Below are 18,323 nucleotides of genomic sequence, written 5' to 3'. Positions count from 1 at the left end.
GTCTGTTTTTGTCATAAAAACCCATTGTACTGCTACTTTTTGGAGGTGTAGCGCATTCAATTGTGTACACAATAATGACTATTTCCCTGTTTAGGCAGCCGGAGAAACACCCCGGCTGTTATTCAGCCGTTATCCACCGAGAGAGGAAAACCACTCTACGGCTCTCATCGCAATATATGCGATGCCAGCCCCGATTAGAGGGCCGACGGCTATACCGTTAAACAGAGCTACTGCTAATATAGTTCCAAGCACTAGTGCAGTGGTAATATGCGGGTCGCTCTGAAGCAGCTCTACACCCCCCTTGGCGATAAGAGCCACCAGAATGCCTGAAGCAAGCGCAATCCATGCATAATAGGAACGAACTGCTTCGCCGAGCTGGCGAAAGCCAATATCCCCGGTAGCAATAGGAACCAGAACCGCAAACGTCAAAATAGTAACAGCAATTTCAATGCCTTTTGCCTGCATAAACGGAAATATTTTATCGCCCAGCCCTGTCCATTTAATAACAATTAAAGCAGCAACGGCTACAATTAGCGACTGGTTTTTTGCGAAAATTCCCACCGCAAGCAGTATAAGTAAAAAAACTGAGGCTTGCGATAACAATGCATGGTCATCCTTCCAAATTAAACGCTCCTAATAATCCTACCACATTTGACAATTTCATGTCATGTGCGCCCGGAAAGTTTTCAGAAGTTTCAATCGGGCGGGCGGGGCGTCAGGATTACCACCTGCGCCCCATTACTCTTATATTCCCGTTATCTACCATTTTTTTAAACCATCTCTTTAACACAGCTTTCATTCCTCTTCTCGACCACGGGATCAACAGGCTGAAGCCAAGAGCGTCTGTGATAAAGCCTGGGGTGAGCAACAGCGTACCGCCGACAAGAATACATACACCATCGAGGACAATATCTCCAGGCATTTCTCCCCGCTGTGTCTGCAGCTGCAGCGTACGGAACACCTGCAGGCCTTCCCGTTTCGCCAGCCAGGCCCCAAGCAGGCCGGTTGCAATAATGAGTGCAATTGTCGGCCATATACCAATCGTATTGCCGGCTAATATTAGCACCCCTACTTCTGCAGCCGGTATAATAATCAGCAGTAATAAAAACCATTTAGCCATCTGCCCGCCCCCCTTCGTTTAAGTTTTTATCCAGCCCCCGGCGTAACTCAGGCGCCGCAAGACCAAAAAGAATAATCAGAACCGCTTACAGCACACTGGCGTGCCCGCGGTAAATGTCGCCTCTTGAAGCATCGACAGTAATTTCTTCGCCGTCTTCAAATAAGCTTCTGGCTTCTTCTACACCAACTACTACAGGAATACCCAGGTTCAAGCCTACCACCGCGGCGTGGGAGGTTAATCCTCCTTCTTCTGTGACAACTGCCAACGCTTTTTCAACGGCTGGCATCATGTCTTTGTCTGTTGCCTGGGTGACGAGCACGGCGCCTTCTGTCATTTTGGCGTTTGCTTCTTCTGCGCTTCCGGCAACGACTACTCTTCCCGCTGCGGTGTAACGGCCAATGCCCTGTCCTTTGGCGACCGTTTCACCGATTACGTGAACTTTCATCAGGTTGGTTGTTCCCGTTTCTCCTACAGGCACCCCGGCAGAAATAACAACAAGATCTCCGCGGCTGACGAGTTCTTCTGATAGAGCCTTGCTTACAGTTACATCAAGCATTTCATCGGTGGTACTGGATTTCGTGCCCAACAGTCCCTGGACGCCCCAGATTAGCGCAAGCCGGCGGTAGACGCGTTCATTGCTTGTAACCGCAATAATCGGCGACTCCGGACGATATTTCGAAACAATACGTGCGGTATACCCGCTTTCGGTAGCGGTAAGAATCGCCGAAGCATTCAGCGAATGGGCGGTGTAGGCTACGGACTGCCCAATGGAGTTGGTAATTGAAGGCTTGCTTTCTTTTGTTTTTTCGTCCAGTGTATTGCGGTACTGCAGCGAAGACTCTGCTCTCAGCGCAATATTGCTCATGGTTTCTACTGATTCCACCGGATAATCTCCCGCTGCTGTTTCTCCGGAAAGCATGATAGCGTCTGTACCATCAAAAATGGCATTTGCCACGTCACTTGCTTCCGCCCTCGTCGGGCGTGGGTTATGCTGCATCGAATCAAGCATCTGCGTAGCTGTAATTACCGGCTTGGCGAGGAAGTTGCAGCGTTTAATCAGGCGCTTTTGTACAAGCGGCACTTCCTCAGGCGGAATTTCAACGCCCATGTCTCCGCGCGCCACCATCAACCCGTCGGACACTTCAAGAATTTCCTCGACGTTGTCGATGCCTTCCTGGTTCTCAATTTTCGGCACGATGAACGTATCTTCTGCTCCGTGTTTTTCCAGGAGCTCGCGAATTTCCAAAACATCAGAAGCCCGGCGTACAAATGAAGCGGCAATAAAGTCGACGTTATTTCTAATTCCGAATTCGATGTCATCCGCATCTTTTTCTGTTATGCCTGGCAGATTGACCTTCACGTTCGGGAGGTTAACGCCTTTTTTGTTTTTCAGTTCGCCGTTATTCAGCACTTTCGTATGAACTTCTTTGTCTTCGATACCGGTTACTTCAAGCTCAATCAGTCCGTCATCGAGAAGAATTTTTTTGCCGACTTCCATATCTTCGGTTAAACCACCGTGAGTAACGGAGATTTTTTCTGTTGTGCCGACGACTTCTTCCGTGCTGATGATCAACGGCTGTCCCTTTTCAAGCTGGATGGCGCCGCCTTCCATCGTATGAGTACGTACTTCCGGCCCCTTTGTGTCAAGCAGTATTGCCACATTTTTCTTCAGCCGGGCAGAAACTTCGCGAATGCTGTCAATCCGGGCCTGATGCTCATCAAAATCCCCATGGGAAAAATTAAGCCTCGCTACATTCATCCCGTTTTTAATTAATTTTTCCAGCGTTTCCGGCGCTTCACTTGCCGGTCCTATCGTGCATACAATCTTTGTTTTTCGCATGATCTTCCTCCTGTTCTCTCTCTGAAATCCTAGTTTATTGTATCATAGAAACTTTTCATCCGCGGTAAAGCCTTTGCCCCGGAATTAAATCGACAGCTCCTGGGATAGTTTGTACATGCCAGAGTCCACCTGATGCTTCTGCTTAAGCACTTCTGGAATCGATTTATCAACGATCTCATTTTTCTCGATACCGACCATTCTTCCTTCTTTTCCATTCAAAAGAAGTTCAACAGCTCTTGCGCCGAGACGACTTGCAAGTACCCGGTCAAAACCGGTCGGTGACCCTCCACGCTGAATGTGGCCAAGAACGGTTACCCTTGTTTCGAGATTCGTTGTTTCCTGGATCTTCTGGCCAAACTCTGTGCCGCTTCCTACGCCTTCGGCGATAATGATGATACTGTGCTTCTTACCCCTCGCATGTCCGCGACGTAGACGGCTGACTACCTGATCCATATCATACTCTTCCTCTGGGATTAAAATCGTCTCGGCACCGTCGGCCAGGCCGGACCAGAGAGCGAGATCGCCGGCGTCTCTGCCCATTACTTCAATAACGTATGTACGTTCATGTGAAGTGGCGGTATCCCGGATTTTATCAATCGCGTCAATAACTGTGTTCAAGGCTGTATCAAAACCAATTGTATAGTCTGTGCCCGGAATATCGTTGTCGATGGTCCCTGGTATTCCAATCGTTGGGTAGCCAAGCTCAGTTAATTTTTCCGCTCCACGGAACGAGCCGTCACCGCCTATAACGACCAAAGCTTCAATGCCTCTTGCGTTCAGCTGATCTACAGCCTTCTGTCGTCCCTCCGGCGTGCGGAATTCCTCGCAGCGGGCAGTATATAGTTTTGTTCCACCGCGGTGAATAATATCACCTACGTCGCCAAGCTCCATTTTTTCAATGTCACCTTCGATCAGCCCGGCATAGCCGTACTGCACGCCATAAACTTCAAGATCATGGTAGATCGCCTTCCGAACAACAGCACGTATGGCTGCATTCATTCCGGGCGAATCTCCTCCGCTCGTTAACACTCCAATCCGTTTCATTCCATAACTCCTTCCCTTTGCATTCCTGTTTATCATTATACCCGTTATAGACCCGATGACACAAAAGTAATTATATTTTCGAAAGCTGCTATTATTAAAAAACCAAGTCAAAATTGCCATCTCGCACAGTTGCCCGCACCTCTTTTCAATTGCAGCTGAACAGCAGGAGCGGTTCTATTTCACAAAAAAAGCGCCACCCGGCGCTTTCCTAAAAATCACTTTCTTCAAACGTGCCCATTTGCTTAAATTTTTCATACCTTGATTCTATTAATTCATTCGGCGTTAATACAAGCAGGTCCTTTAAAGACTGTTGAAGCGTCTTCCGTAAAATAGCCGTTTGTTCTTTTGGATCATGATGCGCCCCTCCCCGGGGTTCTTTCACAATCTCATCAACCACACCAAATTCTTGTAAGTCTCCAGCCGTAATACGCATAGCTTCTGCAGCTTCCCGGGCATATGAAGCATCCTTCCATAAAATAGAGGAAGCACCTTCAGGGGAGATGGTCGAGTACCATGAATTTTCGAACATATGTACATGGTTCGCCACTCCAAGCGCAAGCCCGCCTCCGCTGCCGCCTTCTCCGATAACAACACTAATTACCGGCACTTTCAGGCCAGCCATTTCCATCAAATTCCGGGCAATGGCTTCACTCTGGCCGCGCTCTTCCGCCGCTTTTCCAGGATAAGCGCCCTTCGTATCGACAAAACAGATCACCGGACGGTTAAATTTTTCCGCCTGCTTCATAAGCCGAAGCGCTTTGCGGTACCCTTCCGGATGCGGCATCCCGAAATTCCGGCGGACGTTTTCCTTCGTATCTCGTCCGCGTTGATGGCCGATGACAGTCACCGGGCTTCCTTCAAAAAAAGCGATGCCCCCAACAATCGCTTCGTCATCTCCAAACAGACGATCGCCATGCAATTCGATGAATTGCTCAAACAAACTGTCGATATAATCGAGAGTGGTGGGGCGCTCCGGGTGCCTTGCGATCTGCACACGCTGCCACGGCTTTAAATTGTTATATACTTCGGCTTCGAGCTGCTCTAGCCGCTGTTCCAATTTCTCTATTTCTCCGCTTAAATCGATATCCTTCTCATCTGTAAAGCTTTTTAATTCATCGATTTTGTTTCGGAGCTCCATGATTGGTTTTTCAAAAGGAAGATGATTTTCCATTGGCACTGACTCCCTTCACGTATGCATCTGCACGATCGCAGACAAAGTGTTTTTCATATCCTGCCTGTGCAGCACCTTGTCAAGCTGGCCGTGTTTAAGCAAAAATTCTGCTGTCTGAAAATCTTCGGGAAGCTCTTGGCGGATCGTCTGTTCAATTATTCTTCTGCCGGCAAAGCCGATCAATGCTTCAGGTTCGGCAAAATTATAGTCCCCAAGAGAGGCGAAGCTTGCAGAAACGCCCCCCGTGGTGGGATGGGTCATAACTGAGACAAACAAAAGCCCTGCTTCATCCATTTTTTTCAGTGCTGCGCTGGTTTTAGCCATCTGCATGAGGCTGAGAATCCCTTCCTGCATCCGGGCTCCGCCCGAAGCAGAAAACAGAATGAACGGGGCATGGAGGTCAAGGGCCCGCTCGATTGCCCGGGTGATTTTTTCTCCAACTACCGAGCCCATACTGCCCATCCGAAATGCCGGATCCATCACGCCCAGGACCACCGGGGTGCCGCCGATCGTTCCTTCTCCTGTGACGACAGCTTCCTTATGGCCGGTTTTTTTCTGGTCCTTTTCAAGCTTTTCCTTGTATTCCGGAAACTCCAGAGGGTCTGCCGAGACCATATGAGGGTTCAGCTCGTGAAAAGAATCCTCATCAAGGATCAAATCAATCCGTTCGGAAGGAGTCATCGGCATATGATGACCACAATGCATACAGACATTGGCATGTTTTACTAATTCTTTTGTATAAACAATTGTTTTGCATTTGGGACATTTTGTCATAACGCCCTCGTTCATGGTTTTCGGCTGTTCCCGTTCAGCCGGCATTGAAGCATATTTTCGCCTTTTACTGAATAAATCTTTGATCATCATAAAGACACCTTCTTCATATTTAATGCTTGGCTGCTCCGCAAATAATAGAAACGCAAGCAGACTGCAGCGTCCCGGAATGTATTTCACCGTTCAGCTGGTGTACATAACGCAGCGCTGTTGTTTTATTTGCAGACGTACATCAGGAGCGACCGTTTTGTCAGCGATCGCTCCTGCTATTAGTCTCCCACATAGTTTATCACAGACAAGCTCTAATACATAGGAAAAGCCAGACATCTTCAATGGTTAGGTCTATAGGCCTTTATTATTCTTCAATATCGGAAAGAGCCCTGGTTTTCTCTTTGATTTTCTCCGGATCGGCGTTTTTCCTCGCCACGCCTGTTTCCATGGCTGTTTTTGCCACCGCCGCAGCTACTTCCGGAGCGACTCTTGGATCAAACGGGTTTGGAATTACATAGTCTTCGTTCAGTTCATCTTCCGTAATCAGCTCTGCAATAGCGTATACAGCTGCTTTTTTCATATCTTCGTTAATGTGAGTGGCGTTCACATCGAGAGCTCCGCGAAAAATACCCGGAAAGGCCAGCACATTGTTTACCTGGTTTGGAAAATCGGAACGGCCGGTACCGATCACTTTTGCCCCAGCGTCTTTAGCATCATCCGGTGTGATCTCGGGGTCCGGGTTGGCCATCGCAAAAATGATCGGGTCATCATTCATGGACTCTACCATTTCTTTTGAAAGTACTCCCGCTACGGAAACGCCTATAAACACGTCTGTGTTCTGAACGACCTCTTTTAGCCCGCCGGAAACATTCTCATTGTTCGTTACTTTTGCGACTTCTGCTTTCATGTCGTTCATGCCTTCCGGACGGCCTTCATAAATAGCGCCTTTAGAATCGCATAAAATGACATCCTTCACCCCGAAACGGCGCAGAAGCTTAATAATGGCAATTCCCGCTGATCCTGCCCCGTTAATAACTACCCGTATCTCAGACAAATGCTTTTTATTGAGCTTCAAAGCATTGATCAAGCCGGCTACGGTAACGATCGCTGTGCCGTGCTGATCGTCATGAAATACAGGAATATTTGTTTCTTTTTTTAGGCGCTCTTCAATAACGAAGCAGTTAGGGGCTGCAATATCTTCCAGGTTGACACCGCCAAATGTTGGCTGCATTAACTTTACCGTCTCTACAATTTTATCTACATCATTTGTTTCAAGACAGATAGGAAAAGCATCCACACCGGCAAATGATTTAAAAAGAACCGCTTTTCCTTCCATCACCGGAAGAGACGCTTCCGGGCCGATATTGCCCAGCCCAAGCACGGCTGAGCCGTCAGAAACGACTGCCACCATATTGCCCTTCATTGTATATTCGAATACTTTTTGTTTATCATCAAAAATTTCTTTGCAGGGCTCAGCTACTCCCGGAGAATATGCCAGGCTTAAATCTCTTCCATTTTTCACCGGTACTTTCGATACGGTTTCGAGTTTCCCTTGATTCTGTTTGTGAATATGTAGTGCTTCTTCGCGGGTGGTAGGCATAGTGCCACTCTCCTTCAGCATTTTTTATATTTTAATGATAACCCTGTGCTTACAGAAGCACATTCAGTGTTTCGTTCAATTTAATTATAAACGTTACCTATTATAACAGAATAATCAGTCAGCGGCATCTTTATTTGATTTTAATATAATGGATTCTTTTGAAACAACCTTTTCAAGTCCTCGCATGCACGTGTCCCCGGCGTCCGTTTTTAAGCTGTTTTCAAGCTGGAAAGCACGTCCCTGTTGCCCGTCATAGATGAGGACCGTCACCGCTCCAGGCGATTGCCGAAGTACTTGTTTGACCCGGCGCAGCACTTGTCCCTGCTCATCTTCCGGCAATTTAACATACAGCGTGTGTTCTGCCTGTTTTTCGATTTCCGGCAGAGAGAGGCAGCTCTCCGCAATCATCTTGTCCCCCCGGGACTGCTTGTCTGTCCGTCCCTGAACCAAAAGAATTGATTTTTCTGCAAGCAGTGATTTTACATTCCGGTAAACATTCGGAAAAACTACCACTTCAAGCTCTCCAGTCCCGTCGTCTATCGTCAGGAAGCACATGGATTGTCCATTTTTGGTGCGCACAGTCTTCACCGTCCTCACAAACCCGCCAGCCCAGCGCAGCTGATTATCCACGGGAAGAGAGCTTCCAAGCTCCCATAACTCGAAGGCAGCAAAAAGTTCCTTATACGCCTCCAGTGGATGGCCGCTTAAGTAATAACCGGAGGCCTCCTTTTCCATTTCGAGCTTCTCTTCCCAGGAAAGGGGGGCGGCCTCGATCCAGCGCATCCGAGGAGCCAGTTCTGTGCCAAATTCCTGAAATTCCTGTTCCCCTTCAATTATCCGCAGTGAACGATCAAGTGAAGCGAGCAGCGTAGACCGTTCCACTTCAAATTCATCAAACACACCGGCCTGGATCAGATATACAAATCCCTGCCGCCCAATCGCTCTAGTATCTACCCGGTGAAGAAAATCAAGCCAGTATTCAAAACGCCCGCTGCTGTTTCGTTCCTTCAAAATCATCTGGATATTACTTTTTCCTACCTGTTTAACAATATTCAAGCCAAAACGAAGATTCCCCTCCTCAATACGAAAACCATAACCACTTTGATTGATTGAAGGGGGGAGCAGCTCAATACCAATTTCCTTTGCTTCCCGCTGGTATTCCAGAAATTTTTCTTCACTTCGCACATGGCCTGACATCAACGATGAAAAAAACACGGCCGGGTGGTGAGCTTTGATATAAGCCAGCTGATAGGAAATCACACTATAGGCCACCGCATGGCTCTTATTAAAACCATAATTGGCAAATTGTTCAATCCAGCTGAAAATTGTTTCTGCTTCCGCTGTCAGCACGCCGGAAGCCCCTGCTTTTTCAAGAAAACGCTTTTTTTCTTTTTTCATTTCACGAGCGTCTTTTTTACTGATAGCCCGCCGGAAGGAATCCGCCTCCCCCATTGAGTACCCTGCCACTTTTACAGCAATCTGCATAATCTGCTCCTGATAAACGATGATGCCATATGTGGATCCAGCAATATCTTCAATATGCTCAGGAAGAGCAGGCATTTCTTTTATTCCATGCTTACGTTCTGCATACAAAGGAATCTGAGCCATTGGTCCCGGCCGGTAAAGTGCGCTCACTGCAGCAATGTCTTCAAAGCGGTCGGGCCGGATCTGCTGCAGAGCAGACTTCATCCCTGCTGATTCAAGCTGGAAGATGCCGTTGGTTTTCCCTTCGCTCAGCAGTTGGTAAGTTTTTTTATCATTCATTGGAATGTGCCTTAATTGAAAATCATTTTTTTCTTTTTGGACTGCTTCGGTCATATATTCAAGCAGCGTTAAATTCCGGAGCCCCAGCAGGTCAATTTTCACCAGCCCCAGCGCTTCAAGGTCTTCCATCGGGTACTGGGTCAGTAAGAGCACACCATTTCTATCCATTAAAGGAGTGTAGGAGTCAAGCCGGCCACTGCTTAATACAATACCGGCCGCGTGAATGGACGTTTGGCGCGGCAGGCCTTCTAAATAGGAAGCAGCCCGGAGCAGTGACTCCACCTTCGGTTCAGTCTGCTGCCACTGCTGCAGTTTTTTATCACTGGCTGTTTTTCCGGCTATAGAATCGGTCCCTGAAAACATGCCTGCTGTCCGGTTAATGAGTCCCTGTGGAATTTCAAGCACCCTGCCTGCGTCCCGTATCGCAGCACGAGCTCCGAACGTATTGAATGTAACAATCTGCGCTACGCATGTTTCCCCGTATTTTGTCCGCAAATACTGCAGTACCTCTTCACGCCGATGGTCCGGAAAATCAATATCTATATCCGGAAGCGCAGCCCGTTCCGGATTCAGAAACCGCTCAAACAGAAGACCGTACTGCAAAGGATCCACATCCGTAATGCCGATAAGGTAGGACACAAGCGACCCTGCGGCCGAGCCTCTCCCAGGCCCTACATACATCCCCTGTTTTTTAGCAAACGCAACAAAATCCTGCACAATTAAAAAATAATCTGCAAACCCGGCATCAATAATAACGCTAAGTTCATGCTTCAGCCGCTCCCGCGCATGTTCTGAAACAGTACTATAACGTTTTTGCATTCCCTTTTCCGCTAGCTTTTTTAAATACAGAGAAGCTGGCTGCTCCCCGGGGGTTGGAAACACCGGCATGTGCGTTTCACCTAATGAAAGGTCTACGTGACATTTGTCAGCTATTTTTCTCCAGTTATTGAGATGGCCGGCTTCGTACATCTCAGTCGCCTTCTCCTGCCACACTTCCAGTGAAAAGGGCTTCCGGTCAATTACGGTATCTTTCCAGACCCTGCCGTCCTTCACTGCCTGCAGCAGTTTATAGGCCCGTGCCTCTTCAGATTTTTGCATATTAATCAACGGAGAAGCCACCATGGAGATGCCAAATCGTTCCGCTGCCTCTCTCCACTCCATTTCCTCTTCCATTTTCGGGGCTTCAAGCCAAAGAACACCAGGCGCAAACCGTCTGCTCCATTTTTCAAAAAATGCATACAAGTCATTTTTGCTTTTCCTGAAGGTGCCGGGTTCGCTCTGTTCAAGCGGCAGGATAAAAAGACAACCGGCAGAATCCGCCAGTTGTTCCCATGTGACCTGCCTGTCCTGTTGTTTGTCCCCAGCCCACTGCATGAGCTGCTTGTATCCCCCGTTGTTTTGCGGCAGTGCAATTACCGGGAATTCCTGGTCTTCTGCGCCATCTCCCTGAACCCACAGCTCTATTCCTGGAAGGCTTTTCACCTGGTACTGCCGGCAGAGACGGTAAAAAGCCACGGCCCCGTGCATCGTGTCCCGGTCCGTGACCGCAGCTGCCGGCCAGCTGTATTCTTTTGCTTTGCGGACGAGATTCTCTAGCCTGATAGTGCTTTGCAACATGCTGTATTCCGAATATACGTGCAGTGACATATTCCTGATCCTCCCTGTGGCCGGCTAGGTGATGGGCGTTTTATCTATGCTGCCAGTTCCGGCAGATGTCCTCGAGCGCCTGTATAATGTTTTCTGTTTCCTGCCTGTTTTCTGCTTTGGCTCCTGCTGCCATAGTGTGGCCGCCCCCGCGGTATTTAACAGCAAGCTGATTAATCACCGGTCCGCGCGAACGAAAACGCACCCGGTACGACCCCTGTTCTTCTTCTACAAAGAACACCCATGCAACAACCCCTTCTGTGTCTGCAAACGAATTGATCACTGCTGAGGATTCATTGATGGTTATGCCGTATTTACGAAGCATTTCCTGGGTTAGGTACATGTAAGCCGCCCCATCCTCTGTCAGGGTAAAGCTTTGAAGTACCTCTCCGCGTAGACGCACCAGGCTCTCAGGGTTCTTATACATTTCAGCATAAATTGCTCCCGGTTCAAAATCGAACGCAAGAAGTTCAGCTGCCATGCGCATCGTGTTTGGCGTAGTATTGCTAAACTGAAAACGACCGGTATCTCCAATAAGGCCGGCGTAGCACAGCCGGGCTGTTTCATTCGGAACTGTCCATCCGTAGGATTTTTGGGCAAACAGAATCAATTCTGTAATCATTTCGCACGTGGAGCTTTTTTTTGTATCCACCCACATCGGTTCCCCGTACGGATCTTCGTTCGGGTGATGATCGATTTTAATAACCGCTGCTCCCTGGTCCCAGCCTTCGCCGTCGATCCTTGCCATATTGGCAGTATCGCAAACAATCACCAGCGTTTCGGCATCCACTTCAGTCAATTGTTCATCCATAGTCGTTAAAAAAGAAAGCGAAGGCTCATTTTCTCCGGTAGTGCCCACCTGCTTGTCAGGGAACTGCTTTTTAATCCACGCAGCCAGGCCCGCCTGGGAGCCGAGAGCATCCGGATCGGGACGCTCGTGCCGGTAAATCATAATTTTATCGTACTGCTCTATCGTCTGTATGATTGCCTGAAATATTTGCATTGTCTATCCCCCATCGATCAGCGGTCGAGTAGCTGTACCATCATCATCGCCTTGCCGACGATCGCGCCTTCATAGTACAATTCCACATCCACTTTCCCGTGTTTTCTTCCCACTTCAAGTATTTTCCCGTTCAACTCAATTTTGCTTTCAATCTGTACTGGCCGGATAAAGTAAAGTGTTACATTCTCTACCACCATATCGCCTTTTTTGTAGTCTCTAAGCAGACGTTGGCCTGTCTCCGTAACAAGAGACATGATAACCCCGTTTGCCACCGTACCGAGCGCATTGGTCATCTGCGGCGTAATATCGCACTCAAACATAAATCCCGACCCAGGAGGGGCTTCCCGGAAACGGCTTGTTACCGTATCTTCAATGGTTTCCCCGACGTGTGGCTGGCGCTGAACCATCTGCAGTGCTTTTAATACGTCCTGCCGGCTGATAACTCCAAGCAGCTTTTTCGCATCGTCCATTACCGGAAGCAGTTCGATACCTTCCCATACCATCGTATGGGCTACCGAAGCCACAGACGTCCGTTCACTGACCGTAATTGGAGATTTTGTCATCACTTTTTCGATAGGAGTCTGAACCGAAGCGCCCAATACGTCCTTCGCAGCTACCATTCCCTGAACTTTCATGTCTTCGCTGATCACCGGATATCTACTGTGGCCGGTTTTTTGGTTCATTTCATGCCATTTTTCCACTGTATTATCCACCGTCATAAAATACGTATCCTGTAGCGGAATTAAAATATCATTTACTACCACAATTTCTTTTTTAATGAGCTGGTCATAGATCGCCCGGTTAATCATGGTAGCTACCGTAAACGTGTCATATGTCGTTGTAATTACCGGCAGGCCCAGTTCATCCGCCAGAGAAATGACATGTTCATTCGTATCAAATCCACCGGTAATTAAAACAGCTGCTCCTGCTTCAAGGGCAAGTTTATGCACCTGGTACCGGTTACCGACAATGAGGAGGTTCCCGGGCTCCACGTACCGCATCATCGCTTCAAGCTTCATGGCACCAATCACAAAGCGATTCAGGGTTTTGTGAAGCCCATTTCTGCCCCCAAGCACCTGGCCGTCAATAATGTTAACTACTTCAGCATAGGTTAGACGTTCGAAGTTTTCTTTTTGCTTTTTTTCGATACGTATCGTGCCGACTCGTTCAATCGTACTGACAATTCCCTGGTTTTCTGCTTCCTTAATTGCACGGTACGCTGTACCTTCACTTACTTCCAGGTTCTTTGCAATTCCACGGACGGAAATTTTTTCTCCTACGTCCAGGGCCAGTATGTAATTTAATATTTGTTCATGTTTGGTTGCCATAGGCACAGTACCTTCCTTTTTATTTACGCACTTACCGGGAGCGCTCTGTCCGCGTAAATTTTTAACTGTATTACTTCTGTTTCATTATCTGTACTATTACATTATACGGTTCAGAAACCCTCCCTTCAACTGCCTGCCGGCAATTGTATTAAAAAAAACCGTTCAGTCTGTTTTAATGACTGAACGGTTTTTTAAATTCTATAATTCAATCGAGCCGCCGGCTTCCAGTGCTTTTCCTTTCAGTGGAGAAAGGGAATCTACAAACTGCTGCGGATCCTGTTTGATAGGCGGCATGGTATTGTAATGGATTGGAACCGTATAATCCGCATTCACCCATTCCGCTGCCGTTTTGGCATCCTTAGGACCCATTGTAAAGTTATCACCAATTGGGACGAATAAAAGATCAATATTGTTTCTTTCCGCGATAAGCTTAATGTCAGAAAACAAGCCGGTATCGCCCATATGATACACTTTCTTTCCTTCCGCTTCGAAAATAATGCCACTTGGCATACCCGTATAAATAATCTTTTGTTCCTCTTCAAGGAAGTAGCCGGAACCGTGAAATGCCTGAGTTAACTGTACGTGGCCGAAATCAAACGTATAGCCGCCGCCAATATGCATTGGGTGCGTTTCTACGCCCTGCCAGCCAAGATACTGAGCCAGTTCAAACGGTGCCACTACAAGCGCATTATTTCGCTTGGCGATATCCACTGTGTCTCCGACATGGTCAAAATGACCATGAGTCAGCAAAATGGCATCTGCTTTCACATCTTCCGCATTTAAATCAGTTAATGGGTTATCTGTAATAAATGGGTCAATTAAGATTGTTTTGCCGTTTGTCTCAATCTTTACTACTGAATGACCATGATAAGATACTTTCATGTATATCCTCCTCCGCAATCAAAAACTGTTTCCGGGGAACTATACCTTTTACCAGCCTAACTTAAACTGCCTTCCACTTACCTGCGTTTATGAAGCACATCTATCCCGCCGGTCACTTCAATTACAGAGCCTGTAATCATATCCGCATCGTCATCCGTTAAAAATAAAATAGTTCTTGCAATGTCGCCGCCCGTTGCTGGCCTTCCAACAGGAACAGAATGGTCACTCACCTGTCTGCCTGCATGTATATCTGCTTCCTTAAACTCTTCTGTCACTATGCCCGGACAAACCATGTTTGCGGTAATACCGTAGGATGCTTCTTCTAGAGAAATTGATTTTGTCAAAGACACCAGGCCGCTTTTCGCCGCTGCATATGCTGAACGATAAAGCCATCCCGGCGCTGTAGGAGCACTCTGAAAACCATAAGTAATAAAACGGCCGAACTGCTGCCGGCGCATAATCGGTATCGCTTTTTTTGCCAAATGGAAGGCAGCACTCAGGTTGCCATCAACCATCCGGTGCCATTCTTCATCGGAATAATCTGCTAGCTGCTTTTTTTCAAATATGTAAGGGCCAGCATTATTTACGACGATATCAAGTCGGCCAAAGGCTGAATAAGCTTCTTCCACCATCCGCTCTACGTCCTGCTTTGAGACCATGTCCCCCTGGACGAACTGGATGTGGCTGCTTTCCATTTCCCACTGCTCTTTCATTTTATAGTAAGCCTCGTCTTTTTTCCGGTAAGTAACGGTCAACGTATAACCTTTTTCTTTTAAAGCTTCAGAAACTTTTCGGCCGAGGCCTTTCGTGCCTGCTGTAATTAACGCGTGCCTCATCGTTATTCACCCGCCTTTATGTCATCCATTAGTTATGTAATAATGAAAATTATTTGAACATTTTCTGTTCTGTTTTCCCGGCACATCCTTTTACCTACACACTATCGTTTTAAATTAAAAAAATAGGGAAAATTATCTACAGGAAATAGAAATCCTACGACAAAAGGGGAGGATGGCATTGAGTAGATACGAAGTTATTATTGTTGCCGTCGATGGCTCAGACGAATCCAGAACAGCTTTTAAAAAATCTGTTGAGATTGCGCAGGAGCAGCAGGCAAAACTAATCATCTCTCATGTTATTGATACGAGAACATTTGCCACAATGGAACGGTATGACCGTACTATTATTGCACGAGCAGAAGAATATGGCAACGAACTGCTTGAGAACTATACAGCAGAAGCAGAAAATGCAGGGGTTCCTGACGTCGTCTCCTCATTGGAGTTCGGTTCTCCAAAAACAAAGATCCCGCGTGAGCTGGCCAAAAACTATGAAGCAGATTTAATTATCACTGGGGCTACCGGTCTGAATGCTGTTGAACGCGTCTTTATTGGCAGCGTTTCGGAAGCCATTGCCCGCCATGCGAAATGTGACGTCTTAATTGTACGTAAATAACTGCCAGCTAAGGCCCCGTGTCCATACGGACGCGGGATTTTTTATCTCCGCCCAGGCGGCATTCTTTTCCACATTAAAAAGACCCCGCCCAAAGATTTACTCCGGACGGGACAGCATCTGTATTTATAACTTTTGTTTTATTACCTTTTTCCCCTGCTCGATGGCAGACCGGACCTGACCAAAGCCGGTACCGCCTTCACTATTTCTGCGGCTTACCACCGTCTCAGGCTTTAAGACCTCATAGATATCTTCTTCAAAGGCTTCATTTGCTTCTTTAAATTCATTCATGGAAAGATCTGCAAGATACTTATTGCTTTGAATGCAATCAAGCACCAATTTGCCGACAATCTCATGAGCTTCCCGGAACGGGACTCCTTTAACGGCGAGGTAATCCGCGAGTTCTGTCGCATTAGAGAAGTCTTTGCTCGTGGTTTCCGCCATTTTTTCTGTACGAACTTCCATCGTTTCCACCATTCCCGCAAAAATATCCAGAGAGCCTTCAAGGGTGCGCACGGTGTCAAACAGTCCCTCTTTATCCTCCTGCATATCTTTATTATACGCAAGCGGCAGCCCCTTCAAAAGCGTATACAGTCCCATAAGGTTTCCATACACCCGTCCGGTTTTTCCACGAATAAGCTCTGCCATATCCGGATTTTTCTTTTGCGGCATGATGCTGCTGCCTGTCGCAAAAGAGTCATCGAGTTCAATAAATTGAAATTCCTGGCTTGACCAGAAGATCATTTCTTCAGCCAATCTGGACAAATGCATCATAACAGTGGACGCCGCGCTCATAAATTCCAGGGCAAAGTCCCTGTCGCTTACAGCGTCCAGGCTGTTTTGATAAATATCATCAAAGCCGAGCTCCTCTGCCGTCTGGCGGCGGTCGATAGGAAACGTTGTGCCGGCGAGGGCCCCTGCTCCGAGAGGAGAAATGTTCGTGCGTTTTAAGCTGTCCTCAAAGCGCCCGTAGTCCCGCTCAAGCATCCAGAAATAAGCCATCATGTGATGGCCGAAAGAGATAGGCTGTGCCCGCTGCAAATGGGTATATCCAGGGATAATGGTTTCGACATGCTCCTCTGCCTGCAAAAGCAGCGCCTGCTGCAGGGCCCGGATAGACTGCATAACAGTGTGCGTGTGATTTCTTACGTACAGATGAACATCTGTAGCCACCTGATCGTTACGGCTCCGGCCTGTATGGAGCTTGCCGCCGACCGGGCCAATTTCATCAATTAAAAACTTCTCGATATTCAAATGAATGTCTTCATTTTGGACCGAGTATTCCAATTCTCCATTTTTTGCTTTGGCAAGCACCGCTTCCAGTCCGCGATGGATTTCGGCTGCTTCTTCTTCGGTGATGATTTCCTGATTCTTCAGCATATGTACGTGCGCAATACTTCCCTGGAGATCTTCTTCCACCAGTTTTTGGTCAAAAGGAATGGATGCCCCAAAGGCATCCACCCATTCTTCCGCTTGTTTTGTAAAGCGCCCGCCCCATAGTTTGGTCATACATTAACACCTTTCTTGTTAACTGCACTTTGTACTTTGGTCGGCAGACCCCACAGCTGAATAAATCCGACAGCTGCATTATGATCAAATTCGTCGTGCGTGGAGTAGGTAGCCAGGTTTTCATTGTACAAGGAGTAGTCTGATTTTCTTCCTTCAATGATAGCATGGCCTTTAAATAATTTCACCCGTACAATGCCTGTCACGTTAGTTTGCGTTTCTTTTAAAAACGCTTCAAGCGCTGGCCGTACCTGGGAGAACCACAGTCCTTCATAAATTACTTCACTTAATTTTTTTTCAATAACCGGTTTAAAGTGAGCCACTTCTTTGGGGAGCGTGAGGTCTTCAAGCTCTTTGTGCGCCTGAATCAGCGTCATAGCTGCCGGGCACTCATAAATTTCTCTTGATTTAATTCCTACCATTCTGTTTTCCACGTGATCAATTCTGCCCACGCCGTGCTTGCCAGCAACGTCATTTAATTCCAGAATCAAATCCTGCAGTTCATAAGCCTGGCCGTTAAGCGCCACTGGCTTGCCCTGCTTGAATTCAATTTCGACGATGTCTGCTTCGTCCGGTGTTTTTTCGAGTGGATTCGTTAAATCATACGCGCCTTCCGGCGGTGTAGCCCACGGGTCTTCTAGAACACCGCACTCGTTGCTTCTGCCCCAGAGATTTTGATCGACAGAATATGGATTATCGAGGTTTACAGGTACAGGCACGTCATTTTCTTTTGCATAAGCGATTTCTTCATCTCTCGACCATCCCCACTCCCGAACAGGTGCGAGTACCTCGAGGTCAGGATTAAGAGCCTGAATACTGACTTCAAATCTTACCTGGTCGTTTCCTTTACCAGTGCAGCCATGCGCTACGGCATCAGCATTTGTCTGCTCGGCAATCTCAACCAGTTTCTTTGAAATTAACGGCCTTGATAATGCAGATACGAGCGGATATTTTTGTTCATACAGCGTATGTGCCTGCAGGGCCGGAAGGACGAAATCTTCGGCAAATTCTTTTTTCGCATCTACTGTGTATGACTGTACAGCCCCTACTTCCAAGGCTTTATTTTTTACAAATTCCAGATCCTTCCCCTCTCCTACGTCCAGGCCTACCGCTACTACTTCGTAACCCTGACTGCTCAACCACTTAATTGCTACTGATGTGTCCAAACCGCCTGAATAGGCGAGAACTACTTTTTTGTCTGCCATTCTTATTC

General features: G+C 47.4%; 15 protein-coding genes. 1 reads left to right on the top strand and 14 read right to left on the bottom strand.

The genetic code is table 11. The features are described 5' to 3' along the window. Nucleotides 1-129: 129 nt before the first annotated feature. The 12 genes from ACTTK6_RS11565 to ACTTK6_RS11510 form a co-directional block, all read right to left on the bottom strand. Entirely contained in the window at nucleotides 130-603 is a 474-nt protein-coding gene (locus ACTTK6_RS11565) for a DUF441 domain-containing protein (RefSeq protein WP_079475769.1), read from the bottom strand. Nucleotides 604-721: 118 nt separating this feature from the next. Next, complete coding sequence (locus ACTTK6_RS11560; RefSeq protein ID WP_079475768.1) at nucleotides 722-1,120, bottom strand: FxsA family protein; 399 nt, start codon at nucleotides 1,118-1,120, stop codon at nucleotides 722-724. Nucleotides 1,121-1,205: 85 nt separating this feature from the next. Then, complete coding sequence (pyk, locus tag ACTTK6_RS11555; protein ID WP_094908446.1) at nucleotides 1,206-2,960, bottom strand: pyruvate kinase; 1,755 nt, start codon at nucleotides 2,958-2,960, stop codon at nucleotides 1,206-1,208. Nucleotides 2,961-3,044: 84 nt separating this feature from the next. Further along, on the bottom strand, nucleotides 3,045-4,004 hold the full coding sequence (pfkA, locus tag ACTTK6_RS11550; protein ID WP_094908445.1) for a 6-phosphofructokinase: 960 nt from the start codon (nucleotides 4,002-4,004) through the stop codon (nucleotides 3,045-3,047). 208 nt (nucleotides 4,005-4,212) lie between these two features. Further along, entirely contained in the window at nucleotides 4,213-5,175 is a 963-nt protein-coding gene (locus ACTTK6_RS11545; RefSeq protein ID WP_079475765.1) for an acetyl-CoA carboxylase carboxyltransferase subunit alpha, read from the bottom strand. Between the two features lie 15 nt (nucleotides 5,176-5,190). Next, nucleotides 5,191-6,036, bottom strand: a complete 846-nt coding sequence (accD, locus tag ACTTK6_RS11540) for an acetyl-CoA carboxylase, carboxyltransferase subunit beta (RefSeq protein ID WP_079477008.1) — start codon at nucleotides 6,034-6,036, stop codon at nucleotides 5,191-5,193. A gap of 265 nt (nucleotides 6,037-6,301) precedes the next feature. Next, entirely contained in the window at nucleotides 6,302-7,537 is a 1,236-nt protein-coding gene (gene ystJ / locus ACTTK6_RS11535; protein ID WP_094908444.1) for an NADP-dependent malic enzyme, read from the bottom strand. 114 nt (nucleotides 7,538-7,651) lie between these two features. Further along, nucleotides 7,652-10,948 (bottom strand): DNA polymerase III subunit alpha, encoded by a 3,297-nt coding sequence (locus ACTTK6_RS11530; protein ID WP_462833501.1) that lies wholly within the window; start codon nucleotides 10,946-10,948, stop codon nucleotides 7,652-7,654. Nucleotides 10,949-10,988: 40 nt separating this feature from the next. Continuing rightward, on the bottom strand, nucleotides 10,989-11,948 hold the full coding sequence (locus ACTTK6_RS11525) for a DHH family phosphoesterase (protein ID WP_462833500.1): 960 nt from the start codon (nucleotides 11,946-11,948) through the stop codon (nucleotides 10,989-10,991). Nucleotides 11,949-11,965: 17 nt separating this feature from the next. Beyond that, on the bottom strand, nucleotides 11,966-13,276 hold the full coding sequence (locus ACTTK6_RS11520; protein WP_079475761.1) for a CBS domain-containing protein: 1,311 nt from the start codon (nucleotides 13,274-13,276) through the stop codon (nucleotides 11,966-11,968). A 198-nt stretch (nucleotides 13,277-13,474) separates the two neighbouring features. Further along, the gene (locus tag ACTTK6_RS11515) at nucleotides 13,475-14,158 is read right to left on the bottom strand and encodes a metal-dependent hydrolase (protein WP_462833499.1); all 684 of its coding nucleotides are present in this window, start codon (nucleotides 14,156-14,158) and stop codon (nucleotides 13,475-13,477) included. 77 nt (nucleotides 14,159-14,235) lie between these two features. Continuing rightward, on the bottom strand, nucleotides 14,236-14,994 hold the full coding sequence (locus ACTTK6_RS11510; RefSeq protein ID WP_462833498.1) for an SDR family oxidoreductase: 759 nt from the start codon (nucleotides 14,992-14,994) through the stop codon (nucleotides 14,236-14,238). A gap of 172 nt (nucleotides 14,995-15,166) precedes the next feature. Here ACTTK6_RS11510 and ACTTK6_RS11505 point away from each other — a divergent pair, with 172 nt between their 5' ends. Beyond that, the gene (locus ACTTK6_RS11505; RefSeq protein WP_079475758.1) at nucleotides 15,167-15,607 is read left to right on the top strand and encodes a universal stress protein; all 441 of its coding nucleotides are present in this window, start codon (nucleotides 15,167-15,169) and stop codon (nucleotides 15,605-15,607) included. 123 nt (nucleotides 15,608-15,730) lie between these two features. Here ACTTK6_RS11505 and argH read toward each other — a convergent pair whose 3' ends face one another. Together argH and ACTTK6_RS11495 are read right to left on the bottom strand one after the other, a co-directional pair. Further along, complete coding sequence (gene argH / locus ACTTK6_RS11500; RefSeq protein WP_462833497.1) at nucleotides 15,731-17,113, bottom strand: argininosuccinate lyase; 1,383 nt, start codon at nucleotides 17,111-17,113, stop codon at nucleotides 15,731-15,733. Continuing rightward, nucleotides 17,110-18,315: an argininosuccinate synthase gene (locus ACTTK6_RS11495; protein WP_079475756.1), complete on the bottom strand. Its 1,206-nt coding sequence runs from the start codon at nucleotides 18,313-18,315 to the stop codon at nucleotides 17,110-17,112. Before ACTTK6_RS11495 ends, argH begins: the two co-directional genes overlap by 4 nt. Nucleotides 18,316-18,323 lie beyond the last annotated feature (8 nt).

It is taken from the genome of Marinococcus salis (assembly GCF_054971365.1).
This window is presented reverse-complemented; position numbering and strand designations above follow the sequence as displayed.

Bases quoted from the DNA above. Each gene is read 5' to 3' on its own strand.
- ACTTK6_RS11560 (WP_079475768.1), bottom strand. From the start codon at position 1,120: ATGGCTAAATGGTTTTTATTACTGCTGATTATTATACCGGCTGCAGAA.
- pyk (WP_094908446.1), bottom strand. From the start codon at position 2,960: ATGCGAAAAACAAAGATTGTATGCACGATAGGACCGGCAAGTGAAGCG.
- pfkA (WP_094908445.1), bottom strand. From the start codon at position 4,004: ATGAAACGGATTGGAGTGTTAACGAGCGGAGGAGATTCGCCCGGAATG.
- ACTTK6_RS11545 (WP_079475765.1), bottom strand. From the start codon at position 5,175: ATGGAAAATCATCTTCCTTTTGAAAAACCAATCATGGAGCTCCGAAAC.
- accD (WP_079477008.1), bottom strand. From the start codon at position 6,036: ATGATCAAAGATTTATTCAGTAAAAGGCGAAAATATGCTTCAATGCCG.
- ystJ (WP_094908444.1), bottom strand. From the start codon at position 7,537: ATGCCTACCACCCGCGAAGAAGCACTACATATTCACAAACAGAATCAA.
- ACTTK6_RS11530 (WP_462833501.1), bottom strand. From the start codon at position 10,948: ATGTCACTGCACGTATATTCGGAATACAGCATGTTGCAAAGCACTATC.
- ACTTK6_RS11525 (WP_462833500.1), bottom strand. From the start codon at position 11,948: ATGCAAATATTTCAGGCAATCATACAGACGATAGAGCAGTACGATAAA.
- ACTTK6_RS11520 (WP_079475761.1), bottom strand. From the start codon at position 13,276: ATGGCAACCAAACATGAACAAATATTAAATTACATACTGGCCCTGGAC.
- ACTTK6_RS11515 (WP_462833499.1), bottom strand. From the start codon at position 14,158: ATGAAAGTATCTTATCATGGTCATTCAGTAGTAAAGATTGAGACAAAC.
- ACTTK6_RS11510 (WP_462833498.1), bottom strand. From the start codon at position 14,994: ATGAGGCACGCGTTAATTACAGCAGGCACGAAAGGCCTCGGCCGAAAA.
- ACTTK6_RS11505 (WP_079475758.1), top strand. From the start codon at position 15,167: ATGGCATTGAGTAGATACGAAGTTATTATTGTTGCCGTCGATGGCTCA.
- argH (WP_462833497.1), bottom strand. From the start codon at position 17,113: ATGACCAAACTATGGGGCGGGCGCTTTACAAAACAAGCGGAAGAATGG.
- ACTTK6_RS11495 (WP_079475756.1), bottom strand. From the start codon at position 18,315: ATGGCAGACAAAAAAGTAGTTCTCGCCTATTCAGGCGGTTTGGACACA.